The organism is Alicyclobacillus cycloheptanicus (assembly GCF_028751525.1).
Classification (GTDB): Bacteria; Bacillota; Bacilli; order Alicyclobacillales; family Alicyclobacillaceae; genus Alicyclobacillus_L; species Alicyclobacillus_L cycloheptanicus.
In genome coordinates this window covers 1,999,959-2,024,778 of sequence record NZ_CP067097.1, presented here as the reverse complement: position 1 = coordinate 2,024,778, position 24,820 = coordinate 1,999,959, and the positions used below count along the sequence as shown (strand labels likewise).

18 protein-coding genes and 1 other RNA gene are annotated in these 24,820 nt (G+C 61.5%); 5 read left to right on the top strand and 14 right to left on the bottom strand.

The features are described from left to right. Positions 1-67 precede the first annotated feature (67 nt). The gene (locus JI721_RS09340) at positions 68-898 is read left to right on the top strand and encodes a sensor histidine kinase (protein WP_274454609.1); all 831 of its coding nucleotides are present in this window, start codon (positions 68-70) and stop codon (positions 896-898) included. A 187-nt stretch (positions 899-1,085) separates the two neighbouring features. Here the strand turns inward: JI721_RS09340 and ssrA are convergent. From ssrA to rpoN, 11 genes are all read right to left on the bottom strand, one after another. Continuing rightward, positions 1,086-1,460: a transfer-messenger RNA gene (ssrA, locus tag JI721_RS09335) on the bottom strand. Positions 1,461-1,690: 230 nt separating this feature from the next. Beyond that, positions 1,691-2,161 (bottom strand): SsrA-binding protein SmpB, encoded by a 471-nt coding sequence (gene smpB, locus JI721_RS09330; protein WP_274454608.1) that lies wholly within the window; start codon positions 2,159-2,161, stop codon positions 1,691-1,693. 91 nt (positions 2,162-2,252) lie between these two features. Next, complete coding sequence (gene rnr, locus JI721_RS09325) at positions 2,253-5,153, bottom strand: ribonuclease R (RefSeq protein WP_407654107.1); 2,901 nt, start codon at positions 5,151-5,153, stop codon at positions 2,253-2,255. 439 nt (positions 5,154-5,592) lie between these two features. After that, positions 5,593-5,841 (bottom strand): preprotein translocase subunit SecG, encoded by a 249-nt coding sequence (secG, locus tag JI721_RS09320; protein WP_274454606.1) that lies wholly within the window; start codon positions 5,839-5,841, stop codon positions 5,593-5,595. Between the two features lie 95 nt (positions 5,842-5,936). After that, positions 5,937-7,211, bottom strand: coding sequence for a phosphopyruvate hydratase (gene eno / locus JI721_RS09315; RefSeq protein WP_274454605.1), 1,275 nt, complete (start codon positions 7,209-7,211; stop codon positions 5,937-5,939). A 306-nt stretch (positions 7,212-7,517) separates the two neighbouring features. Then, entirely contained in the window at positions 7,518-9,176 is a 1,659-nt protein-coding gene (gpmI, locus tag JI721_RS09310; RefSeq protein WP_274454604.1) for a 2,3-bisphosphoglycerate-independent phosphoglycerate mutase, read from the bottom strand. Continuing rightward, positions 9,176-9,976, bottom strand: a complete 801-nt coding sequence (gene tpiA / locus JI721_RS09305) for a triose-phosphate isomerase (RefSeq protein ID WP_274454603.1) — start codon at positions 9,974-9,976, stop codon at positions 9,176-9,178. The genes gpmI and tpiA overlap by 1 nt, the downstream gene beginning before the upstream one ends. 50 nt (positions 9,977-10,026) lie before the next feature. Beyond that, positions 10,027-11,214, bottom strand: coding sequence for a phosphoglycerate kinase (locus JI721_RS09300; RefSeq protein WP_274454602.1), 1,188 nt, complete (start codon positions 11,212-11,214; stop codon positions 10,027-10,029). A gap of 250 nt (positions 11,215-11,464) precedes the next feature. Beyond that, entirely contained in the window at positions 11,465-12,487 is a 1,023-nt protein-coding gene (gap, locus tag JI721_RS09295; protein WP_274454601.1) for a type I glyceraldehyde-3-phosphate dehydrogenase, read from the bottom strand. Between the two features lie 3 nt (positions 12,488-12,490). Next, the gene (locus JI721_RS09290; RefSeq protein WP_274454600.1) at positions 12,491-13,516 is read right to left on the bottom strand and encodes a sugar-binding transcriptional regulator; all 1,026 of its coding nucleotides are present in this window, start codon (positions 13,514-13,516) and stop codon (positions 12,491-12,493) included. Between the two features lie 317 nt (positions 13,517-13,833). Continuing rightward, complete coding sequence (gene rpoN, locus JI721_RS09285; protein WP_274454599.1) at positions 13,834-15,189, bottom strand: RNA polymerase factor sigma-54; 1,356 nt, start codon at positions 15,187-15,189, stop codon at positions 13,834-13,836. Between the two features lie 421 nt (positions 15,190-15,610). Here rpoN and JI721_RS09280 point away from each other — a divergent pair, with 421 nt between their 5' ends. Then, positions 15,611-16,429 carry an NAD(P)-binding domain-containing protein gene (locus tag JI721_RS09280; RefSeq protein WP_274454598.1) on the top strand — a complete coding sequence of 273 codons (819 nt, stop codon included), beginning with the start codon at positions 15,611-15,613 and terminating at the stop codon, positions 16,427-16,429. Positions 16,430-16,864: 435 nt separating this feature from the next. Here the strand turns inward: JI721_RS09280 and JI721_RS09275 are convergent, their stop codons facing one another. The 3 genes from JI721_RS09275 to JI721_RS09265 form a co-directional block, all read right to left on the bottom strand. Further along, positions 16,865-17,737 (bottom strand): GNAT family N-acetyltransferase, encoded by an 873-nt coding sequence (locus JI721_RS09275; protein ID WP_274454597.1) that lies wholly within the window; start codon positions 17,735-17,737, stop codon positions 16,865-16,867. A 94-nt stretch (positions 17,738-17,831) separates the two neighbouring features. Further along, on the bottom strand, positions 17,832-19,649 hold the full coding sequence (gene pepF, locus JI721_RS09270; protein ID WP_274454596.1) for an oligoendopeptidase F: 1,818 nt from the start codon (positions 19,647-19,649) through the stop codon (positions 17,832-17,834). A 101-nt stretch (positions 19,650-19,750) separates the two neighbouring features. Further along, positions 19,751-21,532 carry a pyrimidine-nucleoside phosphorylase gene (locus JI721_RS09265; protein WP_274454595.1) on the bottom strand — a complete coding sequence of 594 codons (1,782 nt, stop codon included), beginning with the start codon at positions 21,530-21,532 and terminating at the stop codon, positions 19,751-19,753. A 213-nt stretch (positions 21,533-21,745) separates the two neighbouring features. On the opposite strand from JI721_RS09265, the gene JI721_RS09260 reads away from it, so the two are divergent. The 3 genes from JI721_RS09260 to JI721_RS09250 all read left to right on the top strand — a co-directional run bounded on the left by JI721_RS09260 (position 21,746) and on the right by JI721_RS09250 (position 24,371). Beyond that, positions 21,746-22,612 (top strand): HD-GYP domain-containing protein, encoded by an 867-nt coding sequence (locus JI721_RS09260; RefSeq protein ID WP_274454594.1) that lies wholly within the window; start codon positions 21,746-21,748, stop codon positions 22,610-22,612. 62 nt (positions 22,613-22,674) lie between these two features. Next, a complete protein-coding gene (locus JI721_RS09255) occupies positions 22,675-24,033 on the top strand; it encodes a lipopolysaccharide biosynthesis protein (protein WP_274454593.1) in 1,359 nt (452 codons plus the stop codon). 161 nt (positions 24,034-24,194) lie between these two features. Further along, positions 24,195-24,371, top strand: a complete 177-nt coding sequence (locus tag JI721_RS09250; RefSeq protein WP_274454592.1) for an H-type small acid-soluble spore protein — start codon at positions 24,195-24,197, stop codon at positions 24,369-24,371. Positions 24,372-24,820: the final 449 nt, after the last annotated feature.

Here is a 24,820-nt window from a genome sequence, read left to right as displayed (position 1 = left end):
AACGACTATCCTTATGATATACAAAGTGATTGTTATCCATAAACCACGTTTTCTCAGGAGGTTCTTCATGACTCCCACACGTATAAAATGGACTCTGTTCATCGTTCCTGCGCTCGTGATTGGAGGTTTTGAGACCATCCGTCACACTCTGCTTGAACAGGCATTACCTATGGAACTTGGCAACTGGATCACTGCCCTTATCGATGCGTTCGTGATCGCCCTCATCACCAGAAGATTGTTTCAACAGTATGTGAACACGGAAAAGGAACTAGGAAAGGAACGGGAATCCCGAGCTGTTTTCGAAGAACGAGAACGGCTGGTCAAGGTCCTGCATGATCAAATCGCCCAGTCCATCTTCTATTCGGGAGTCCAGTTGGATGGAGCGAAAAAGTTAGCCGAACAGCATGGCGACAAGACGCTCAAGGTAAAGTTGGACGATGTGCATTTGTCTCTTCGAGAGATTGACGAGAATGTTCGTCAATCCATATTTAATCTGAAGCATAACACCATCGAGGCAGTAAATTTTGAGGATCGGGTACGTTCTTACCTCAACAATACGTTGTCAGCCCGTCAAATTTCATGGGACCTTCAATTTCCGGATGCACTACCGCTCACGCCTTGGGAACAAGTCCAGCTTTTCGGTATTCTCCAAGAGAGCGTAACAAACGTGATTAAACATGCAAACGCCAGCACGATTTTGGTCAGCCTGGATGTTCAAGAGACGAATCCAGCGAAGTGGACTTTCAGAGTCCGAGACAATGGCATTGGGTTTGACCTTGACGCAGTTCGGGAAAGAAGGTATGGGCTGGATATCATTGCCAATCGTGCAAGAGATATTGGCGCTGAAATACTTGTTGAGTCAGATAACACTGGAACTAGTGTTTGTGTGAGACACTAAATTCGGTAAGAGGGCCGATATCTACTCTCTTGTTGGCTGAAATCCTGAGTTGAGATCATGTACAGACCGACCCATCAAGGGCATTAGCACAAGAAATTCGACTCAGAGATTCGTGAATGTTCACCCCCGACCATTATATAAAGAAATCGAAGCACATTTTTCTGTGCCTCGATCGGGGTTAAATCTGTGGTGGAGGCGACGGGAGTCGAACCCGCGTCCGAAGACCTCGCCACGTGAACTTCTACGGGTGTAGATTGCCTACTGGATGTCCCTGTGCCGCGCGGACAATCACGCTCGACAACAGGTGAGTTCGCTGCGTTTCATCGGTGGTCCGCGAACACCTACCGCCGACTATCCCGCTAAGTTGACGTTACCAGGTGTGCACGGGCGACACACGAGGCAACGGCCTGGTTACAATTAAGCAGCCAGGGCGAGGTTGCTGTTTGAGGTAAAGCGGTTTGCTTTGCCAGTTAATTTCAGGTCCGCGTTTTTTACGTGGCCTCGCGGCCCCACGACCCGCCATTCACGCTCGAACTGTCTCCGTCGAATCCAAAACGCCCCCATGATGGGTGCGCCTGGAATGGACATGTTGGACCTGGACCTGTGTCCGTTCGGCGTCTCAATCCAGCGAAAGCCGTCGACAGGCGATGGCTTTGCGCTCCATTCAGGCAAAGGAACGATGCAAACCGTGCAACCAACTTACAGATTTGATGATACAGGAATCGCCTCACTGCGGCAATGGTGACTTGCTGGCAAGCATGGCAGTCTTCATCGCAGCGGCGCCTCGCTGCTTCATTTTTGCCGCTGCCGCTCGCGAAACGCCCGCTCAATCTCCCGTGACGCTTCTTTCTTGCGCATGGCTTCGCGCTTGTCATGCAGCTTCTTGCCTTTGGCCAGCCCAATTTCGACCTTGCAGAATCCGTTGCGCAGGTACATCTTCGTCGGCACGAGCGTATACCCTTGCTCGCGCACGGCGCCGATGAGCTTGCGGATCTCGGCTTTGTGCAGCAACAGCTTGCGCGTCCGCATGGGGTCGTGGTTGAACCGGTTCCCCTGCTCATACGGGCTGATGTGCATGTTGTGTACGTAGACTTCTCCATTCTCGACGCGGGCATACGCGTCGCGGAGATTGACCTGACCGCGGCGAATCGACTTGATTTCCGTGCCTTTCAACGCGATCCCGGCCTCATAGGTCTCCTCGATGAAGAAGTCGTGGTACGCTTTTCGGTTTTGGGCGAGCAGCTTGCCGTCTTGCTTGGCCATGGTTTCACTCTCCGGATGCAGGTCGATCGCGTATCTTCTATGATACCATGGCCACTACGCCGCAAACAAGGCAACTCCCGCCGGCCGCAGATTATCGCCCGCGCGACTTCCGGCTGGCCTTCACGCCGCCCGAGGCAAAGGCCGATGCGCGCCCCGTGCGGCCGCGGGCCGTCTTGCTCTTGCGGGTCGATCCCGATTTTTTCCCGCCGCGTCCCGGCCCACCCGCGGGTCCGGGTCTGCGCGTGCCAGCGAAGCCCGCCGCATCACCGACGTCGACCTCCCAGTCGGGGCCCTCCACCGGGTCACTGCCGCCTTCCGGACCGCGCCCGCGGTGTTGTTCTCCGCGAAGTTCGCTGAGGCGCCGGCCTCGTTCACGGCGCGCTGGCTGGTCTGCGCCCGGTCCACCGTAGCCGCCGGCGCGGTCGTTCCTGCCAAACCGGTCGCGCCCATTCATCCGACCATGTCCGCCAGCACGGTCACGTTCACCCGTCCGGCCATGCCCGCTAGCCCGCTCACGCTCTCCCATCCGGCCATGCCCGCCAGCGCCGTCGCGCTCACCTGTCCGACCGTTTCCGCCAATCCGGTCGTGACTGCCGGGCCTTTCCCTTTCCCGTCTGCCGAAGCCCTCGCGTCGTTCCCCACGCCGGTCATTCGCACCGTCCCCTGCGAGTTCTCCGCGACGTCCGGGACGCTGCTGGCGCCCCTCATCGCGGCCCGTGCCCGCGCCCGGGTCCCAATCTCGTCTGCCGCCGCGGCGCTCCTGCACGCGCTGCGCCCGCTCGCGCATGGCACGCTTGCGTTCGCGCGGGTTGAGGTCCTCGTCGTAGACGACCGTCTCAACCCCTTCATCAAAAACCATGGTGCCTTCGCGGCGGTGGGCGACGAGCCCGAAGTCCACCGTGAGGTTCTCCTTGCTGGCGGCGATGACTTCGACCCGGACGGGATCGCCCAGACGAAACACACGCCGCGCCCGCTCACCGACGAGCGCCATCTGCTTGTCGTTGAACACATAGTAATCGTCATTCAGGTAACTGACGTGAATCAGGCCCTCGACGCCGTTCTCCAGCTGAATGAAGAGTCCGAACTGGGTGACGCCGCTGATGATGCCGTCAAACTCCTCCCCGAGGTGCTCCAGCATGAATTCGACCATCTTGAGCTGGTCGCACTCGCGTTCCGCGTCCTGCGCCACGCGCTCGCGTTCGCTGGACTGCCGCGCCGCCATGTCCACAAAGTCCCGCAGGCGCTGCTCTCGCTTCTCTGGCAGCGGCCCGGCGAGCACTTCGCGGATGATGCGGTGGATGCACAAGTCCGGATAGCGCCGGATGGGCGACGTGAAGTGCGTGTAGAACTCCGCCGCGAGGCCGAAGTGGCCGACGCACTCGGGGGAGTAACGCGCCTGTCGCATGGAGCGCAGCATCAGGGTGGCGATGACCCGCTCCTCCCGCGTCCCGTTCGCCTTCTCCAGGATGTCCTGGAGGGCGCGCGGGCGGACGTGATTGCCGAGCCCTTTCACGTGATATCCAAAGTTGTGGATGAACTCGTTGAACTCCATCATTTTTTCCAGCGAAGGTTCTTCGTGAATGCGGTAGATAAACGGCACTTCGAGCCAGTGGAAGTGCTCTGCCACCGTCTCGTTCGCGGCCAGCATGAACTCCTCGATGATGCGCTCGGCAATGGACCGGTGCCGCGGCACGATGTCGATGGGATGGCCTTCATCGTCGACGACGACCTTGACCTCGTCAAAGTCGAAGTCGATGGCCCCGCGTGCCATGCGCTTGCGGTTGAGAATTTCCGCGAGCTCCTTCATGGCCTCAAACATCGGCACCAGCGGCTCGTAGCGGGCGATGAGGGCTTCGTCCCGGTCGTCCAGAATCTTGCGGACGTTGGTGTACGTCATGCGCTCTGTCGTGCAAATCACGCTCGGAAACACATCGTGCCGCACAATTTCTCCAGCCGGGGTGATTTCCATCTCGCAGCTTAAGGTCAGCCGGTCGACCTTCGGGTTCAGCGAGCAGATGTTGTTGGACAGGCGCTGCGGCAGCATCGGAATGACCCGGTCGACCAGGTACACACTGGTCGCGCGCTTGAAGGCTTCCTTGTCGAGAGGAGAGCCTTCTTTGACGTAGTACCCGACGTCCGCGATGTGCACGCCAAGGCGGTAGTTGCCGTTCTCCAGGCGCTCGACCTGGACTGCGTCGTCCAAGTCTTTCGCATCCTCACCGTCGATGGTGACAATCACTTCGTCGCGCAGATCGCGGCGGCCCTCATAGTCCTGCGCACTCAATTCCAGCGGAATCGCCTCAGCGGCTTCCAGCACTTCGTCCGGAAACGCCTCCGGAAGACCATATTTTCGCACAACGGCGAGAATGTCGATGCCCGGCGCATCCGGGTGCCCAAGCACCTCCACCACTTTGCCCTCCGGACCGCGCGTGGCGGTCGGAAATTCAGTGATCTCCGCGACCACCACATACCCGTCGTGCGCATCCAGCATGTCCTCTGCGCCGATGAACACATCCTGCGGGAAGCGTTTGTCGAGCGGGGTGACAAAGGCATGATCACGATGCCGCACGAATTTCCCCACAACGCGGTTCGCAGCGCGTTCGAGGACTCGAATGATTTTGCCTTCTCGGCGCATGCCGTGGGCACTGCCCTTTTCGATGCGCGCCATCACCTTGTCGCCGCTGAGCGCGCCGTTCATATCCGAAGCGGGGATGTAGATGTCCGGCTCTCCGGGTGTATCTGGCGTCAAAAACCCGAACCCGCGCGCTTTTATTTGCAAACGGCCGACGACCAGGTTCATCCGTTCCGGTACGCCGTAGCGGTTGGTCCTGGTTCTGACCACTTCCCCTTCGTCTTCGAGCCGGTTCAGCAGCTTGACGAAGTCCCGAAATGCGTCGCCGCCCGTCAGCCCGAACACCTCGACCAGTTCCTGTACGGTCAGCGGCTTGTACGCGTCGTGGCGCATGTATTCCAGTAACTCGTCGACATCCATGATGTCCTCCGCAGTGTCTTCCGCGGTATCTCCCGTCATCTCTTGCAAAATTTCTTCCGTATCCTCGTTGGGTGTCATCCTCGTATCTTCCTCACTCAACCGATTCCCCTCCCCCTGTTTCGCCTCACGTCCCTGTCCGTGGATGGGGTCAGCTTGCTGCAGCCTGGAATGCTTGTCTGCAGTAGTATGGACATTTCACGGCGCACGTAATCTGCTTGGCGTCATCTACCCGCCCGAAGCGGCCCGCCCAGACGACCCGCCAACACCGCGTCGTCCGGGCGTACAACAACAGCGCCGTCCTGACAGACGGCGCTCGAAGTTTGCGTGTAAGATTCATGCTGCAGGAGTCGCCAGACCCGTACGATTGGAGAGCGGGTCCGAAAACGGCGAAAACGGCCCCTCGACAATGGTCTTTTTGCACACACATGCAGAGACACGCTCACAGGTGCACTCCCGGATGCGCGTTCAAGTAGGCGATTCCTAACGTTACAATGAAAAACAGAACCGCAATCACCACGGTCACTTTCGCGAGGAACGAGTCCGTGCCTTTCGGCCGGCGGTTTGCCGCCTGGTCGCTTCCACCCGTAATCGCGCCGGACAATCCCGCGCTGCGGCCGGACTGCAGCAGCACCACGCAGATTAACAGGACCGACACCACGACCAGCGCAACTTTCGCAAATGCCATCACTTCCATATCACCTCGCGATCAACCCAATCGCCTCAAGTCTACCATGACGAGCGCCGATCGACAAAACGAAATCATGGAAATGGTGGACGCCCGCGTTACCGAAATGCCTTGCGCCCAGCGTAACGTGCCGCATCCCCGAGGCTTTCTTCAATGCGCAGGAGCTGGTTGTACTTCGCCACGCGGTCGGTTCGGCTCGGCGCACCGGTCTTGATTTGTCCAGCGTTCGTCGCCACGGAGATGTCGGCAATCGTCACGTCCTCCGTCTCGCCGGAACGGTGGGAAATCACGGACGTATACCCAGCCCGCTTTGCCATTTCGATGCACTCAAAGGTTTCCGTCAGCGTGCCAATCTGGTTCACCTTAACCAGGATGGAGTTGCCGACACCCGCGGAGATCCCGCGTGACAAGCGCTCCGTGTTGGTCACAAACAGGTCGTCGCCGACCAGTTGCACACGATGACCCAGCGCTTTGGTGAGGTTGCTCCAGCCGTCCCAGTCGTCCTCCGCCAGCCCATCTTCCAAGGAGAGAATGGGGTAGCGTCCGAGCAGCGACTCGTAGTAAGCGATGAGTTCGTCCGCGGTGCGCGTCACACCCTCGCCCTCGAAGTGGTACTTGCCGTCCTTGTAAAGCTCTGTGGCGGCGACGTCGATCGCGATCGACGCGTCCTCCCCTGGCCTGTACCCGGCCTTCTCAATCGCCTCGACAATGAGCGCAATGGCGTCCTCGTTGGTATTGACGTTCGGCGCGAACCCGCCTTCATCGCCAACCGTCGTGGCGAGCCCCTTCGCAGACAACACAGACTTCAGGCTGTGGAACACCTCAGCGCCCATGCGCAGCGCTTCCCGGAAGGTTGGTGCACCGTGGGGAATGACCATGAACTCCTGGATGTCCACCGTGTTGTCCGCATGCTTGCCGCCGTTGAGGATGTTCATCATCGGCGTCGGCAGCGTGCGCGCCGTGAAGCCGCCGAGGTAGCGATACAGCGGCAAGCCCAGTTCATCCGCCGCAGCCTTCGCGACCGCCATAGAAACCCCAAGAATCGCGTTCGCACCCAGTTTCCCCTTGTTCGGCGTGCCGTCGAGCGCAATCAGTTTCTGGTCGATCTCGACCTGGTCACCCGCATCCTCGCCGATGAGCTCGGGGGCGATGATTTCGTTCACGTTCTGCACCGCCTGGCGCACACCCTTGCCATTGTAGCGGGATTTGTCCCCATCACGCAGTTCCACCGCTTCGTGGGCACCCGTCGATGCACCGGAGGGCACAATCGCCCGTCCGCGCGCTCCGCTCTCCAGTTCCACGTCCACTTCCACCGTCGGATTGCCGCGCGAATCCAGCACTTCTCTGGCCTGAATATCGAAAATATCGGTCATATCACACGCCTCCTCATGAATGTTTGCTTATGTAATCATCGCCCACCAGGCGCAGCCTGCTTCGGAAGCGGGGGGTGTGAGCAGGTAGTCTCTCACCGATTCCCCTCAGAATACCCTCTGGCGCAGTCCGAATTGTACGCGGGGTATTCCTCGCGGTGGTCTGTCCCCTGTTCCCCTCGGGACGCCCACCAGGCGCAGCCTGCTTCGGAAGCGGGGGGTGTGAACAGGTAGTCTCTCACCGATTCCCCTCACCGGAATGCTCGCTTTAGCGCTAATGACGGGGAGGGGAATCCGTGAGAGGACATATCATCCACTCACCCCGCGCCGAATCAGACTGCGCCCCGTCATCTCCGCCGGCCGCGGCACCCCCAGCAAATCCAGCATCGTCGGCCCCAAGTCCGCCAGGATGCCGGATGTCAACGTAATGCCGGGTTTGGTGACAATCAGCGGCACCAGGCTCAGCGTATGCGTCGTGCACGGGCCGCCCGTCTCCGGGTCGATCATGATGTCGGCGTTGCCGTGATCGGCCGTGACCAACGCGACGCCGCCCACCGCCTGGATGGCTTCCATGACTTTGCCGAGGCAGGTGTCCACCGCCTCCACCGCGCGAATCGCAGCGGACAGGTCCCCCGTGTGCCCGACCATGTCCGGATTTGCGAAGTTCAAAATCATCACGTCGATGTCTCCGCTGCGCATCCGCGCAGCCGCCTCTTCGGCGACCTCGTAGGCGCTCATCTCCGGCTTCAAATCGTATGTCGCCACTTTGGGCGACGGCACCAAAATCCGTTCTTCGCCAGGGAACAACGCCTCGCGCCCGCCCGAATAGAAAAACGTGACATGCGGATACTTTTCCGTCTCCGCGATGCGCAGCTGGGTCAATCCGTGCGCAGCGAGCACCTCACCCATCGTGTTGTCGAGGTTGGTCGGCGAGTACGCAATGGCACCGTCCACCGCGTCGCTGTACTTGGTCATGCAGACATAGTGGACGCGGGGTGGATGCGCGCCGCGATCGAACCCGTCAAAATCCGCGTTGGTGAACGCCTGCGACAGTTGAATGGCGCGGTCGGGCCGGAAGTTGAACATGACCACCACGTCGCCATCCGCCACCTTGCCCACGGGCGCGCCGGATGCGTCCACGACGGCCATCGGAATGACGAACTCATCCGTCACCCCCCGCGCATAGCTGTCCTCCACCGCCGCAACCGGGTCCTGCACCCGGTCGCCTTCCCCGAAGACCATCGCGCGGTAGGCCTTCTCGGTGCGGTCCCAGCGATGGTCGCGATCCATCGCGTAATACCGCCCCGCCACCGAAGCCAGGCGGCCGGTGCCAAGCGACGCCAGTTTGTCCTGCAGCTGCCGGAGATAGCCCGCCCCCGTCGTCGGCGGGACATCGCGGCCGTCAAGAAACGCGTGGACCAAAACGTCCGGCACCTCAGCTTTCGCCGCGAATTCGAGCAGCGCAAACAGGTGGCGAATGTGGCTGTGTACGCCGCCGTCCGACAGCAAGCCGCACAGGTGAAGGCGCCGGCCGCCGGCCTTGGCGGCTTGCATGGCCCCGACCAGGACCGGATTCTTGAAGAAATCCCCGTTCGCGATGTCGCGATTGAGCCGCGTCAGGTCTTGGTAGAGAATTCGGCCGGCCCCGATGTTGGAGTGCCCGACCTCGGAGTTGCCGAACTGACCCTCGGGGAGTCCGACGGCTTCTTCGCTGGCTTTCAGCGTCGTGTGGGGATATGTGTTCCACAGGGCGTCAAACACCGGCTTGTGCGCCTGCTGCACGGCGTTGCCATAAACGTCGTCGCGCAGCCCGAAGCCGTCCAGAATGATCAGCGCCACGGGGCCCTCCCCCGAAGGCCTCGGCTTCCGCGTAAACGGCGCGTCCGACTTCGACCGCTCAATAGGCCGCTCCCCGGCCGCTGCCCGGCTTGCTTCGTTGTGATTGTCTGCGTGGTTGTCTGCCGCCATCACGCGTCACCTCCTGCCATCGCTTGCGCCATCGCCAGGAACGAATCCGCCTGGAGGCTCGCCCCGCCCACCAGCGCGCCATCAATGTCCGGCTGCAGCGTGAAGCTGGCGATGTTCTCCGGCTTGACGCTTCCTCCGTACAGGATGCGAATGCGGTCGGCTGCCGCTGCCCCGCAGGCGCGAGCGACACACTGGCGGATCGCGCCAATCACCGCCTGCGCCTCCTCCGGCGCGGGTGTCCGGCCGCTGCCAATCGCCCACACTGGTTCGTAGGCAATCACAGCCGTTCCGACCACGTCGGCTCCCCTGCTCGAAGCGGCCAATCCGTTCAGTGCGGTCAGCGTCTGGTGCTCGACCACGTCGAGCGTCCGCTGTGCATCCCGCTCGTCCTGGTTTTCCCCGACGCAAATCACCGGCTGCATCCCCTGTGCCGCCACCGCAGCCGCCTTTTGCTGCACCCATTCATCCGACTCTCCGAACAGCGTGCGGCGCTCCGAGTGGCCGACGAGGACGTACTTGACGCCAAGGTCCGCCAGCATATCCGCCGAAATCTCACCAGTGAAGGCGCCCTGCGCGGCAAAGTGGACGTTCTGCGCGCCAACCCCGATGGGCTGCGACGATGCGTTCACCCACCGGACAAGTTCACCAATGGCCGTGAACGGCGGGCAAATCACCGTCTCCACCTGCGCGGGCAGCGGCGTTTTTTGGGTGAGGCCTTGCAAGTCCTCCACAAAGCGCCGGGTCTCCGCCACCGTCTTATACATCTTCCAATTTCCCATCAACAACCGCTTGCGTGTCATGTTGTGCCTGCATGCCTCCTATCGGGACGGGTGGGTCGAGCGCGTCCCGTTCAGTCCTTGTCCGAGAGAGCCGCAACCCCGGGCAGCGTCTTGCCTTCGAGAAACTCCAGCGAAGCGCCGCCGCCCGTGGAGACGTGTGTCATCCGCGAGGCCAGGCCAGCCTGCTCCACCGCGCTCACAGAGTCGCCGCCGCCCACGATGGTCACGCCGTCCACTTTGGCCAGCGCGCGTGCGACACCGAACGTCCCCTCGGCGAACGGGGCCAGTTCAAATACGCCCATCGGACCGTTCCAGATGACCGTCTTCGCGTTGCCGATCTCGGCTTGATACCGTGCCAGCGACTTCGGCCCGATGTCGAGCGCCATCCACCCGTCGGGCACCTCGGAAACGGCGCACACCTGCCGCGCCGCATCGGCCGAGAACGCATCCGCCACCACCAGGTCGACCGGCAGCAGCACGCGGCAGCCGGACGCTTGCACGCCGTCGAGGAAACGTTTCGCCGTATCGATTGCATCCGCCTCCACCAGCGACTTGCCCATGGCAAAGCCCTGTGCCGCGAGGAACGTGTTCGCCATGCCGCCGCCGATGAGCAGGGCGTCCACCTTGCTCGCGAGATGCGCCAGCACGTTGATTTTATCGGAGACTTTCGCTCCGCCGATGACCGCCGCAAAGGGCCGCGTCGGGTCCGCCAGCGCCTGACCCATGACCGAGATTTCCTTCTCCATCAAAAACCCGGCCACGGCCGGCAGGTACGCGGCGATGCCCGCCGTTGAGGCGTGTGCGCGATGCGCAGTGCCGAAGGCATCGTTCACATAGATGTCGCCGAGTTCCGCCAGCGCCCGCGCAAACGCGGCGTCGTTCTTCTCCTCTTCCGCGTGGAAGCGCAGGTTCTCCAGCAGCAAAACTTCGCCCGGCAAGAGCGCGCGGGCGGCTTGCAGTGCCGCTGGACCAACGCAGTCTTCCGCGAAATGCACCGTCACGCCGGAGAGTTTGTGCTGCAGGTACGCCGCGACGGGACGAAGCGAGTACTTGGCGTTGGGCGTTCCTTTGGGACGACCCAGGTGACTCATGACAATCACACTTGCGCCGTTGTCCAGCAAGTACCGAATCGTCGGCAGCGCAGCGCGGATCCGGGTGTCGTCCGTAATGGCCGCACCCTCCATCGGTACGTTGAAGTCCACACGGACCAGCGCGCGCTTGCCAGTCCAATCCACATCCCGCACCGTTCGTTTGTTCATGCTCGACGCCTCCCACCTGCTGTGCAGTGTTTCCTGAAAAAAGCGTGATATCGTCCGTAACAACTCCAACCGCGATTATTGTATCACGTACGGCTGGACGCAGGAGGTCCAGGTTCTCCCCGTTGACACCAATGCAGGATGGAACCGGGCAGGAAATAAGCCGCCTGGGGCGGCTTATTTCCTGATTCGTTTTCGCAGCAGCAGCGGGGCTGTGCGGCTGCGATCGTCCGCGGTCGGGACCATCCCAGACTTACCGAGTGGTCACGGGCAGTTTGCTGCCGACGAACGCCGCCAGGTCGACGACGCGGTTGGAGTAGCCCCACTCGTTGTCGTACCAGGCGATGACCTTGACCATGTTGTCGTCCATCACCATCGTCGACAAGGCATCCACAATGGCAGAGTGGCTGTCACCGTTGAAGTCGCGCGACACCAGCGGTTTTTCCGTGTAGGCCAGCAGCCCATGGAGCGGTCCTTCCGCCGCGCGCTGCAGCGCCGCGTTGACGGATTCCACCGTCGCCGGCTTGCGAACCGTCACCGTCAGGTCCACGACCGAGACGTTCGGGGTTGGGACGCGCATCGCCATCCCGTTCAGCTTGCCCTTCAACTGCGGCAGCACGAGCGACACCGCCTTGGCGGCTCCCGTGCTGGTCGGGATGATGGACATGCTGGCTGCGCGTGCACGGCGCAGGTCCTTGTGCGGCAGGTCGAGAATCTTCTGGTCGTTGGTGAAAGAATGTACCGTCGTCATCAACCCGTGTTCGATGCCGAACGTTTCATCCAGCACTTTCGCCACCGGCGCCAAGCAGTTGGTCGTACAGGACGCGTTGGAAATCACGTCGTGCTTCTCCGGGTCGTACATGTTCTCGTTGACGCCCATTACAATCGTGACATCTTCGTTCTTCGCCGGCGCGGAGATAATCACCTTTTTCGCGCCGCCCTTGGTGATGTGCACCTCTGCCTTGCTGCGGTCCGTGAACAGCCCGGTGGATTCCACCACCAATTCCACCCCGTACTTGGACCACGGAATGTTCCCCGGGTCCCGCTCCGCAATGACTTCCACCCGTTTCCCGTCGACAAGGATGGCGCTGCCGTCCGTACGAATCTCCGCATCCAGGCGCCCATGCACGGAGTCATACTCCAGCAGCATCGCCAGCGTTTCTGCGTCCGTCAGGTCGTTGACCGCCACCACTTCCAAATCCGGGTGATTGCGTGCAATTCGAAATACGTTCCGGCCGATTCTCCCAAACCCGTTAATGCCGACTTTAATCGTCATTTTTTATCCCTCCAACTCATGATTCAGGATTTCCCGCGCCGCGCCTTCGTCGGTCACCAGGACATCCATGCGGTACGCCTTCGCCGCCGCCACAATCGCACGCGCCTTGCTGTGTCCACCCGCCACCGTGAGGATGAGCCGCATCCGCTCCAAATCGGAGAGCTGCAAACCCACGGTGGTCATCGCGTACACCGTTTCGCCCGCCTCGTTGAAGTAATACCCGAAGGCTTCTGCGACCGCGCCGTGATGACGTAGCAGCGCGACTTCCTCCGGGTCCAGCTGGCGGCGCTCCGCCATCCGAAGTGCATCCCCAATGCTGTGGATCACGATGCTGGCATTGCGGATCTCCGGGATGCGCTGCTGAACGTATGGGTCGGCCAGCAGCTGCTCCAGCGTATCCTCTCTCAGCCGGTCCGGCACATGCAGCATCATCGAAGTGCCGCCGATGCGTTCCGCCAGGACCGAGGCGATGGTGTTGGCCTGAATCTCCACTTCCTCGCCGAGTCCGCCGCGGGCCGGGACCACCTTGACCGGAAACGGCTGCCGCTTCGAAGGCGCCATGCTGGCCACCGCAGCCATCGTTGTGCCGCCCGCCACCGCAATGACGTCGGACGGCTGCAAGGCCCCCAGCAAGACGGTCGCCGCTTGAAGCCCCAGTGTGCTTTTGACCCAGGCATGCTGGTCACTGTCCCCAGAGACCACGTGTACGGTTGGGATGCCCAGCGTTCGCGACAAGGTACGGCTCAGTTCGGTCCGTCCTTCGATAGTGGCCACGAACTCCTCCAGTTCTTCAAGGAGAGCCTGCCCTTCCTCCGACAGCGACATGCCTGCCGGCGCCGCGACAATCAGCCCCTGTTGACGGAGAAAATCAACCTCGGCGCGCAGGACGCGCTCGGTGATGCCGAGTTCTGCCGCCAACGCCCGTCGTCCGATGGGCTGCACCAGGTACATGCGCTGCAAAATCTTGACCCGATCGCGAAGGACGTCCAGGAGTTCTGGCACGATTCGCTGCGCCAACGACCAATCCAACCCTCGCCACCGCCTTTCAACGCTGCGGTTCACCCCGCTGGCCGACCGCACTGTCACCCGTTCAAACCGGAGGCCAAACGGATGAGCCGTACCCGCTAGGGACTCAATAAGTCCCGATGGACTTTTTTCGTCCCGATTACCCGAAAAGAAAAGGCAAGATTGACTCTCGCTGATGGCCCCATTGTAAATCTGTCGGCGAAAAAACGCAATGGGCGCGCGCCATGATGTTCTCACGAGCCACGACGTTCTCTGGCTGCTGAAACACGCGCCGCCTGCCGGCTCTCAAAAGCCGGGCGGACACACGTGCATCATCGAGCCTAAAACCGCCTCCGCCGGGACGAAGATGGAATACGCATCGCCTCGCGGTACTTGGCGACGGTTCGCCGGGAGAGGTGAATGCCCTGAGACGCCAGGCGATCGCACAGGGCTCCATCGGACAGTGGATGGGCGGGATCTTCCGCGTCAATCAACTGGCGAATGGCGTGCTTCGCAGCCTCCGCAGACGCGGCCGCACCCCCATCTGAACTCGCCAGTTCGGCGGTGAAGAAATACTTCATTTCGAACACGCCGCGCGGGGTCTGCATGTACTTGTTGCGCGTCGCCCGGCTGACCGTGGATTCGTGAACGCCCAGCGTGTCGGCAATCTGGCGGAGCGTGAGGGGGCGCATCGCGATAGGACCGCGATCGAGAAAATCCATTTGGGCCTGGACAATGGCCTCCGCAACCCGGTGCAGTGTGACGCGCCGCTGTTCCAGACAGCGTACGATCCACTCCACGGCCTGCACCTTTCGGGACAGGTACTGGCGGGTTTCGGCATCCGCCGCGCGCATCCACCGCCGGTACGCCGCATCCAGGCGGACGCTCGGCTGGGCGGATTCGTTCGTCATGACGACGTACTGGCCGCCCACGCGCTCGACAATGACGTCCGGGATGATGTACGCAGGCCGCTCCTCGACAAGACCAGCCCCGGGACGGGGGTTGAGCTGGCGGATGGCGTCAATCGCCGCCTGCACTTCCTGGGTGGTGACATGAAGGGCGCGGGCCAGGTGTGAGATACGGCCGGCCGCGATTTCCTCCAAATGATGGTCGATCAGCTGGCCCGCAAGGGCTCGCTGCTCGGTGGGTACGAGGTGCAATTGCAGGGTGAGACATTCTTGCAGGTCGCGGGCGGCGATCCCGGCGGGATCACACGATTGGAGCAGTTCGATGGCTTTGTGAATCAGCTCAAGCGGCGCGCCGGTCCAATGTGCCAGCTCTTCCGGCGTTTCTCGCAGGTAACCGTTTTCATCCAGACTGCCAATCAGGCGTTTGGCGGTGTGAGCGACCTGCGAATCACACGCGGTGAGCCGAATTTGCTCCTCCAAGAGGTCGGCGAGCGTTGCCTCGCTGCGCAGGGTCTGCTCCAGCGGCGGAGCTTGGCGCTCGCTGTACCCCGTCGATCGGCTGGCAATGCGTCCTCCGCCGGTGAAGATGCCGGCTGGCATCTGCCACTCCACGGCCACCGGCCGCACTTCCGCCAATGGATTGCTGGCAAGTTCGGTTTGGATGTATTGGTCAAGTTCCACGGCAGAACATTGCAACATGGTGATTGCCTGCTGCATCTGCTGGGTCATCATGAGTTTCTGCGCCTGCTCCTGATACAGCCCATAGCCTTGGCCATAGCCGACACTCATTGGGAACCCTTCCTTCCCTGCCGTTTGGATCTGCGTGATGGCTGTCGTAGGCGTCCATCACCGGACGACCAGACGTGCGGACCTCATGTGCGCATGGAAATGTGCGATTGAAACGTACACGTTCAACGGTGATGTGTGTATGGATAGGTTTCTGCATCTTTGGCATGATTCCTGCTGAGTCCCATCCTGTTCCTGCGAACGACCGTGCCTGCAGCATCGTCTTCTGGTCCTTGCAGCATCATCTTATGCGCGGGCCTGCCTGTACTTGCCCCCAGCTTCCTATGATTCTTCTCCATTTTGAATTCAATGTGTAGCAAACGAGCCTATCAGGAATACACATAGAGTACGTTCAGGAGCAGAGGAATGCGTGACAAATAACCTTCGGCTGCTGCAGGCAGCCGAGTGAGAGAATGCGAGGGGAATGGCATTGCGCATCGGCATCATTGGTACGGGCAATATCGGCGGAATGCTGGCAAAAGCGTGGGCATCTGCTGGGCAGGCGGAAGTGTTCGTGTACAATCGAACCCCACAAAAGGCACGAGACCTTGCGCGTGAGGAGCCCCGAATTCACCTGGCCGCCAGCGCGCAGGACGTCGTCCGGTTCGCCGATGTCGTAGTCGTCAGCACGAAGGCAAGCGATGGCAGGGAACTGATGGCTGCCATCGGCGACCAGCTGGCGCCATCCCAAATTGTCGCAACCACCATCAGCACCATCCCGCTTCAAGAGGTTGAAACGTGGACACGGGCGCGGGTGGTCAAAATCATCCCGAGCATCGTGCAGACGGCGCGCTGCGGGATTTTGTTAGTCAGCTACGGATCACGGTTTGACACAGCCCGCCAGGAGTGTTTCGAAGCGCTCCTGAGTCAAATTTCGGTTCCGTTTGCGGTCAACGAGTCGCAGCTTCGGGTGTGTTCCGACATGACCAGCTGCGGTCCGGCATTTCTGGCAGGGTTGCTGCGCGCGTGGGCAGAAGCTGCCTCCGAGACGGGTCACATCAGCTGTGCCGAGGCAGAGTACCTGTTAACCAAAACGTTCATCAGCACGGGCGCGCTGTTGTCGTCGGGATTGACCATTGGCGACATCCTGCACAAGGTCACCGTACCCGGAGGAGTCACCGCGGCAGGCCTGCGGATTGTGGACGCCACCGCCCCGGCTGTCTTCAAGCGGCTGCACGAGGAGACGGAACGCCACAGCGACCACGGCTCGGCCCAGCCGCTGGTCACCGGCCAGGAGACGTAGGCGCGGGGCATGGGGGGCCGGGGACGGGTGCGAGGCGGGGTGGCACCCCGCTGCTCAAGGCACCCTTCCTACCCTATCGGTGGTCCGGCTCGGCCGGACCGTCCACTGTAAGGCGCCTTTCATGCCCTAGGAGGCCGCGAGCGGGGCAGCCCCTCGCTGCTCAAGGCACCTTTCCTACCTTATCGGTGGTCCGGCTCGGCCGGACCGTCCACAGTAAGGCGCCTTTCATGCCCTAGGAAGCCGCGAGCGGGGCAGCCCCTGGCTGCTCAAGGCACCCTTCCTACCTTATCGGTGGTCCGGCTCGGCCGGACCGTCCACTGTAAGGCGCCCTTTGTGCCCTAGGGGGCCGCGAGGCGGGGCAGGCCCCACCGCTCAAGGCACCCTTCCTACCCTATCGGTGGTCCGGCTCGGCCGGACCGCGCGGGCGCCCGAATCCTACTCCCGCAACGGAAACATCCACCGCGTCGAACCGGTCGCCCCCACCGCATCCGAACCGGGCGCCCCCACCGCATCCGCAGCTGGCGGCACCGCTTCCTCTGCGCCCTCGCTTGCGGCACCTTCGTCGTCCAGTACCGGCCGAAACCCACACGCCTCCACAAACCGACGTCCGCGGTGGTTCACGTCCGTGACCGAAATAGTCATCTGCCGTTCGACGCCCGCCATGCGCGCGAACGCCACGATGCGCGCGACGGCGTGGGAGGCGACGTGCCGCCGCCGGTACACCGGCTCAATGTACATCAACTGGATGTCGAACGCCCCGCCGGTCCGCTCCAGCAGACAGCAGCCGACGCACGCTTCTTCGGCGAAGATGAAGAACGGGAAGCGGTTCTCCCCGTCAATCCATTCAGATGCCCGAAGCTCCACCACGTGCCCTTGCGCGTCCACCTGGGGGCGCCTGTCCGCCAACGCGCCCAGCTCCCGCACCGCAGCGTCCATCTGCGTTTGCAGCGCGGCGGCATGGTCGGCCGTGACGCGCTCCACGCGCACGTCGCGTTCCGCGACCGTCACCGAAGGGCGCCCTGCCGATCCCGGCCGGCCCACGGGGGCCACCTCCCGGCCGCCGACGCCAGGCCGCGGGGCGGGGCGGACACGGGCGCGATCGGACTCCACACGCAATCGCACCGCCTGGCGGCCGATGGTGTCGAAGAAGAGAAAGAGCGTGAACACCGCCCCGTAAGCGAACAGGACGTCAATCGCCAGGGGAGGTTTGGCGGTGCGCGCGCGATATACCACGAAGCCCACGAAACCAACCGCGAGCGCCGCGATGGACAGCACTGTGACGATTCTTTGCGCAACCCTTCGACTCACCGTCGTTCTCCCCCGAACGCCCCCAGATTTTCACTGTGCCTTCCAATCGACCTTCCAATCAGCCCCCGGCCGCGCCCGCCAGTCAGCCTTCCAATCAGCTCTCCAAGAGCTTGCTGAACTCCTCCAGCCGTTCGCCGAACAGTTTCAGCGTCGTACGAACGGGCTCCGGCGACGTCATGTCGACGCCGGCCGCTTTGAGCTGGTTGATGGGATAGTCCGATCCGCCGCTCTTCAGGAACGTCAGGTAGCGCTCCACCGCCGGCTGACCTTCCTCGAGAATCTTCTGCGAGAGGGCGGTTGCCGCCGAGATCCCGGTCGCGTACTTATACACATAGAACGCGTTGTAAAAATGAGGGATGCGTGCCCACTCAATCTCGATATCCTTATCGACATGGCAGGCGGCCCCGTAGTAGGTCTGGTTCAGGCCGTAATATGTTTCCATCAGCCAGTCTGGCGTCAAGGCCCCGCCTTGCATGGCGTAGTCATGCGCCAGCTTTTCAAACTCCGCGAACATGGTCTGGCGAATCAACGTCGCGCGGATGCCTTCCAGCTGGTGGTTCAGCAGGTATGCGCGTTTCATCTTGTCATCCGTCGTCTGCAGCAGGTGGTGCAGCAACAGCGCTTCGTTGCAGGTCGACGCCACTTCCGCCACAAAGATCGTGTAGTGCGCGTACACAAACGGCTGCGCGTGACTCGAGTAATACGAGTGCATCGCATGACCCAGCTCGTGCGCGAGCGTAAACATGTCATTCAGGCGTTCCTGGTAGTTCAGCAGGATGAACGGATGCACGCCGTAGACCCCCGCGCTGTACGCGCCGCTCGCTTTACCCTGCGTTTCGAACACGTCAACCCAGCCGGACGCCAGGCCTTCACTGGCGTGCTTCACGTAGTCCTCGCCGAGCGGCTGAATCGCAGCCTTCACCGTCTCCACCGCTTCTTCGTACGGAATCGTCAGCTTCAGGTCGGGCACCAGCGGTGTGTACAGGTCGTACATGTGAAGTTCATCCAGGCCCAGCACCCGCTTGCGCAGTTCCATGTACTTGTGCAGGGTCGGCAGTGCTTCATGGACTGCGGCGATGAGGTTGTCATACACCGATGTCGGCACATTGTCGTCATCCAACGCCGCTTCCCGCGAGGAGTTGTACTTGCGGGCTCTCGCATAGAAAATGTCCTTCTTCACATTCGCCGCGTAGGTCGCAGCCAGGGTGTTGATATGCTTCCGATACGTCCCGTACAACGCCTCAAAGGCACCTTTGCGCACGTCCCGCTTCGTGCTCTCCATCAAGCGGCTGTATCGGCCGTGCGTGAGCTCGACTTCGCTGCCGTCTTCGTCTTTGACCATCGGAAAGCGCGTGTCCGCGTCGTTGAACATGGTGAAGATCTCGCTCGGCGTCTCCGCCATTTCACCCGCCATCGCCAACAACCGCTCCTCTGCCGCAGACAGCACGTGCGGCTTGTGACGGAACATATCCTCCAAAATAAACTTGTATAAGCGCAGGCCCTCGTCTTCCTCGAGGAATGTCCGGATGCGGTCTTCTGGAATCTGCAGGACCTCCGGTACAAAGAAGGCCCGCGCGCTCTCCGCCTGAATCAGCAGGGCCATGGCGCGATCGGCCAGTGCCTGGTAGGTCGAGTTGGCGTTGTTTTCATCCTTCTTGCGGTGCGCATAGTTCAACAACCGCGTCGCCCGCTCGTTGATTTGGTCGGAGAGTTGAAACGCTTTGCACAGCGTCTCGGCCGATTCGGCGAGGTGCCCAGCGAGCGCCGTCAACTGCTCGACCAACGGCCCGACTTCTGCCGCCTCTTTATCCCATGCTTCCTGGTTCGGATAAATATCCTCCAGGCGCCACTTGTACTTGTCCGCGATCTCGCTTCGCGTCGGCACTGCACCGCGCTTTTCAGGTTCTGCCAATCAAAACGCCTCCTAGATTCATCAATCTCTACGGTCATCCGGCTGTGTCATCCCTCGGTGTCATCCGGCTGGATGTTCCACTGGACGGCGGGGTGTTGGCGCTATGCGTCGGCTGGCGACGCCGCGTCAGAAGCAGAGTCAGCATGCATCTGGCCTGGGCCGAACGCGTACGGGAGCAGGCCTTCCACCGTGGTCGGCTTGACGCCGCCCGCGAGGTCGCCCAGCCAAACCGGAGTCTCCGGCGCGCAGAACTCCGCCAGCACTTGCCGGCAGGCACCGCACGGGGCAACGGGCCCGTCACTGTCCGCGATCACGGCGATCGCCCGGACTTTCAGCGGCTTTCCCCCGTTTTCCATCAGCGCGCGAAAGACGGCTGTCCGCTCCGCACAGTTTGTCAGCCCATACGATGCATTTTCGATGTTCGCGCCCGTGATGATGCGTCCGTCCTCCAGTTGCAGCGCCGCCCCCACGGCAAACCGCGAATACGGCACGTACGCACAGGCCCGGGCCTCGCGCGCAGCCTCCATCAAGTTGGCCAAGGCTTGTTCGGTCACGTTCACGGTGCGCGCCGGCGATGCGTCCCGCACCACGTCCAGCACCAGCGGTGCGTCGAACGGATCGCGCCCGCCGATTTCCACACACGCCCGCAGCTGCTCGATGGCCGCATCCGCCGCTTCTTCCGAGTTTGCATGCACTTCGATGAGGGGTTCCCCCTGCACGACCGTCTGCCCCAGTTTGCGCCGGAGCACCAGGCCCACCGCCGGGTCAATCACGTCGGACTGCTTCGCCCGCCCGGCACCCAGCCGCATCGCCACCAGCCCGATGGCTTGTGCGCGCAACACCTCCACCACACCGTCCGCCGGTGCGAGGAAGGACTTGATAACGCTGGCTTTAGGGAGTAACGACAGGTCATCCGCCACCCGCGCATCGCCCCCCTGCGCAGCGACGAAGTCCTTGAATTTCTGAATGGCCTCCCCATTCTCCAGCAAGCGCCGCAGCAAATCCCTGGCCTCGTCCACCGTTCTCGCCTTGCCGCCCTGCACAACCATTTCCGCACCGAGCGTCAGGCACAGTTCGGTCAAGTCTGCTGGCCCCTGGTTCCGCAGGGTGAGAATGGCTTCACGCACCTCCAGTGCATTGCCCACCGCGAACCCGAGGGGTTCGTCCATGCGTGTCAGTACGGCGACGGCCCGCCGCCCTGCCCGCTTCGCAATGGACACCATCGCCTCGGCGAGTTGTCGTGCGTCGTCGGGATGTTTCATGAACGCCCCATCGCCGACCTTCACATCCAGCACAATGGCATCCGCGCCGCTGGCGAGCTTCTTGCTCATGATGGAGCTGGCGATGAGCGGAATGGAATCCACCGTGGCCGTCACATCCCGCAGGGCGTAGAGCCGCTTGTCCGCGGGCGCCAGGTCGGCGGTTTGTCCAGCGATCGCGATCTGAATCTCCCGCACCTGCCGCCGGAACGCCTCCATCGAGATATCTGTCCGAAACCCTGGAATCGATTCGAGCTTGTCAATGGTGCCGCCGGTGTGGCCTAATCCACGGCCAGACATTTTGGCGATGGGCACGCCCGCCGCTGCCACCAGGGGCCCAAGCACGAGTGTGGTCGTGTCCCCCACGCCCCCCGTACTGTGCTTGTCGACCTTCACCCCGGGGATGTCTGACCAGTCCAGCTGGTGCCCGGACTCCGCCATCGCCATCGTCAGTTCGGCGGTCTCCTCGGCATCCATGCCCCGAAAACAAATTGCCATGGCCAGTGCGCTCATCTGATAATCCGGGACCTCCCCGTTGACGAAACCCTCTATCAACCAACGGATCTCGTCTTTCGTCAACGCCTGACCGTACCGCTTTTTCTGGATGATTTCGTACATTCGCATGATGCGGCCTCCGTTCTGTGTGAGAACAACACCAGTATAGCAAAACGGCCTGCGGACAACACCAATTCGAGTCCGCCAACCCACGCTTGAGCGGCCCCGACAAAACGCCCTGCATCCTCTCCTATAGATACTTGACAATCCTTGGCCGAATATGAGGAAATGAGGTCAGCATGATGTCATTTCATCCCTCATGACGTACCTGTGGAGGGCTGTATGCCCCAGTCAACACGAACCTTCCTGCGCATCATTTGGTCCGTCCTGGCCGCGGTTTGCGCCGCGATCGCCTCGGTCACTGTGTTTTTCGGCGCGCTGCGCATGTTTCGCTTGTCAGCCAACAGTGGATGGGCCGCGGCGATCTTGTTTTTCATCACGCTGGCCGCCTGGCTGGCAGCGCTCGGCCGGCCGATTTGGCGAGGCATTCGGGGATACAAAGGCGCAGGCGGCGCGCCGCAGGAAACGGAAGCAGCGATTTATCAACTGGTGGAAACCTTCTGTCTGTCGGTCGAGTTGAAGGACCCGTATACGCGGGGTCACTCCGAACGCGTGGCCGCGTACCTCCAGCTGCTTGCGGAAAAAGTATACGGCGAACTGACGCCGCAGGATCGGACGAAGTTTCGATACGCCGGTCTGCTGCATGACGTTGGCAAGCTGTACATACCCGAACACATTTTGAAGAAGCCGACCAAGCTGGTAACGGACGAGTTTCAATATATTCGCCAACATCCACAAATCGGCGCGGACATCGTGGCGAAAATCCCAAGCCTGGAAGCCACCCTTCCGATTATCCTGCACCACCACGAGCGGTTCGACGGCCGCGGGTATCCAGCAGGGCTCCGGGGACGAGAAATTCCGTTGGATGCGCGGATTGCCGCGGTGGCCGACACGTTTGATGCCATGACGTCTTCGCGCGCCTACCGGGGCGCCATGAACCTGGATGCCGCATTGCAGGAAATCATTTCAAACAGCGGTACCCAGTTCGACCCTGAAGTCGTCAAACACTTCGTACGGCATTATGACGCCTTCCGGCGCATGCACGAAGAGCTGCAGCAGAAAACCTGGCTGCCGACCGCCGGCATGTAAACCGACCGGATTGCCAACAGCGTTTGCGAGCTGACATACCACAGGTCTCGGGAGATGCTGCAATGAGCGTGTCCAAGCAGGCGGTTCAACCGTCTGGCAGTTTATCGAAAAGCGCCTTTTTTACGTTTCTATATAAAATCGCGTTATCTGTCATCACCTTCGGCAACAGCGTGCTTGCCGCGCGGTTCCTCGGCAAGGCCGATCGCGTCGAGTTTCAAAACGCCGGCACGATTGCCACCACCGGCCAGACATTCGTCGGCGGCTTTACCGGCTATTATGCTTATCGACTGCCGCGCGACCCAGAGGATGCGGAAGCCATTGCCCAGATGGGGAATTTGGCCGTCTATACGTTGAGCATTGCCCTCTGGGTGGTAACGCTGCTCATCATTCGGTTTCCAATTCCAGGCCTCGCCATCCCTCAGGCCTGGTACTGGGCGTTATTGTGTATGCCGTTCAACTTCATGTTCGGGTATGGCACCCGGCTGCTGCAGGGCCGCAACGCAATTACCTGGCTGAACCGCGCAAACGTGCTGCAGCCTGTGATTCAGTTCGTCATCTTCCTGCCCTTGTTCCTGGCAGGGCGGTCACTGCCGGAGCACTTGCGCGTCATCGCAACGTATTCGAGCTGGCTGTTCAGCTTCGCCCTCACCGTCGCGGCGACAATGTGGATGGCCTATCACTTCCTGGGCGCGGGCAAAGGCGCCCTCAAGTGGAAGTTCGTGCAGCGACACTGGCGCGGCACCATCGGCTATGGCGGCTGGTACTCCCTATCCAACGTGATGAACTATGTCAACTACCGCATCGACCTGTGGCTGGTGCTCGCATTTTTACCCAAGGCTACGGCGTCTGACTACGGCATCGCTGTGACCGCATCGGAAGTCCTGCTCAACATCTCCAGCTCCGTCGCCAGCGTCGTCTTCACGCGCGTCACCGGCGGCGCCACCAAGGACGCGGTGCGCCTGACAGAGGTCTCCGCGCGCCAGACACTCGTGTCGTGCGGTATCATCGCGATCGCGATGTACGCCGTGTTCCCCTGGCTCATCGTCCTCGCCTATGGCCAAAAGTACCAGGGGGCGATTCTCCCGTTCTGCATCCTGCTGCCCGGCGTCATTTTCAAAGCCACCAGCAACATCCTGATTCAGTACGCCACCAACACCTTGGGACAACCGCGGATTGCCATCTGGATGAACGGGCTGTCGGCGGTCATCAACGGCATCCTGTGCCTCCTGTGCCTGCCGACCCTCGGTCTGCTGGGCGGGGCAATTGCATCGTCGGGATCGTACGTGTTGTCCTACCTCGCCTACGTCTATTGGTTCGGCCGCAAGACCGGCCGGCCGACGCGCGAACTGTGGCCCCTGCGCAAAACCGACTACACCCCGTATGTCGATTTGGTGCGCCAGCTGCTGAGCCGCAGCTCGTGAGGGCGGATGGAGATGGGGGGCCGGGAGAACGGCTGGCCGGCGATGGATGGGCCGAGGTGGATGGGCCGAGGTGGCCCCCGATGGCCCGCCGCAGCATAACCCGCGGTGCGGACGGATATCGTAAGCGTGTATCGAAGCCTGGCACACGTGGAGGGACGTACATGCACGCCGATCGCGCGAAGCAAATCATCACCGCACCGTCGGAAATTCTGGTGACCCTGGAGGGCGATCCCGTCTGGATTGACGAGGTCGACGACTCAACGAACACGGCACTTGTCCATTCGCTGGAAAGTGGCCGGCACATCCGGGTCGAAGTAGATCGCCTGCACGAATCTTAATACGAACGGAAACGGCCCGGTTTGAACCGGGCCGCACCATTTTAGGGATTTCGGAAGAATTTCGGAAGAATTTCGAAGGACCGAAGCAGCGGTCAGCCTAGGCCCAGCCCAAAGCCGCCGCTACCCTGCCTGACCCTGGCCGCTTAAGGCACCTTTCATGCCCAAAGCCGACGCAACCCTGCGCAGCCCTGGACGCTTAAGGCGCCTTTCATGCCCAAAGCCGACGCAAACCTGCGCAGCCCTGGACGCTTAAGGCACCTTTCATGCCCAAAGCCGACGCAAGCCTGCCCGGCCCTGGACGCTTAAGGCACCTTTCATGCCCAAAGCCGCCGCTACCCTGCCCGGCCCTGGCCGCTTAAGGCACCTTTCATGCCCAAAGCCGCCGCTACCCTGCCTGACCCTGGACGCTTAAGGCACCTTTCATGCCCAAAGCCACCGCAAGCCTGCGC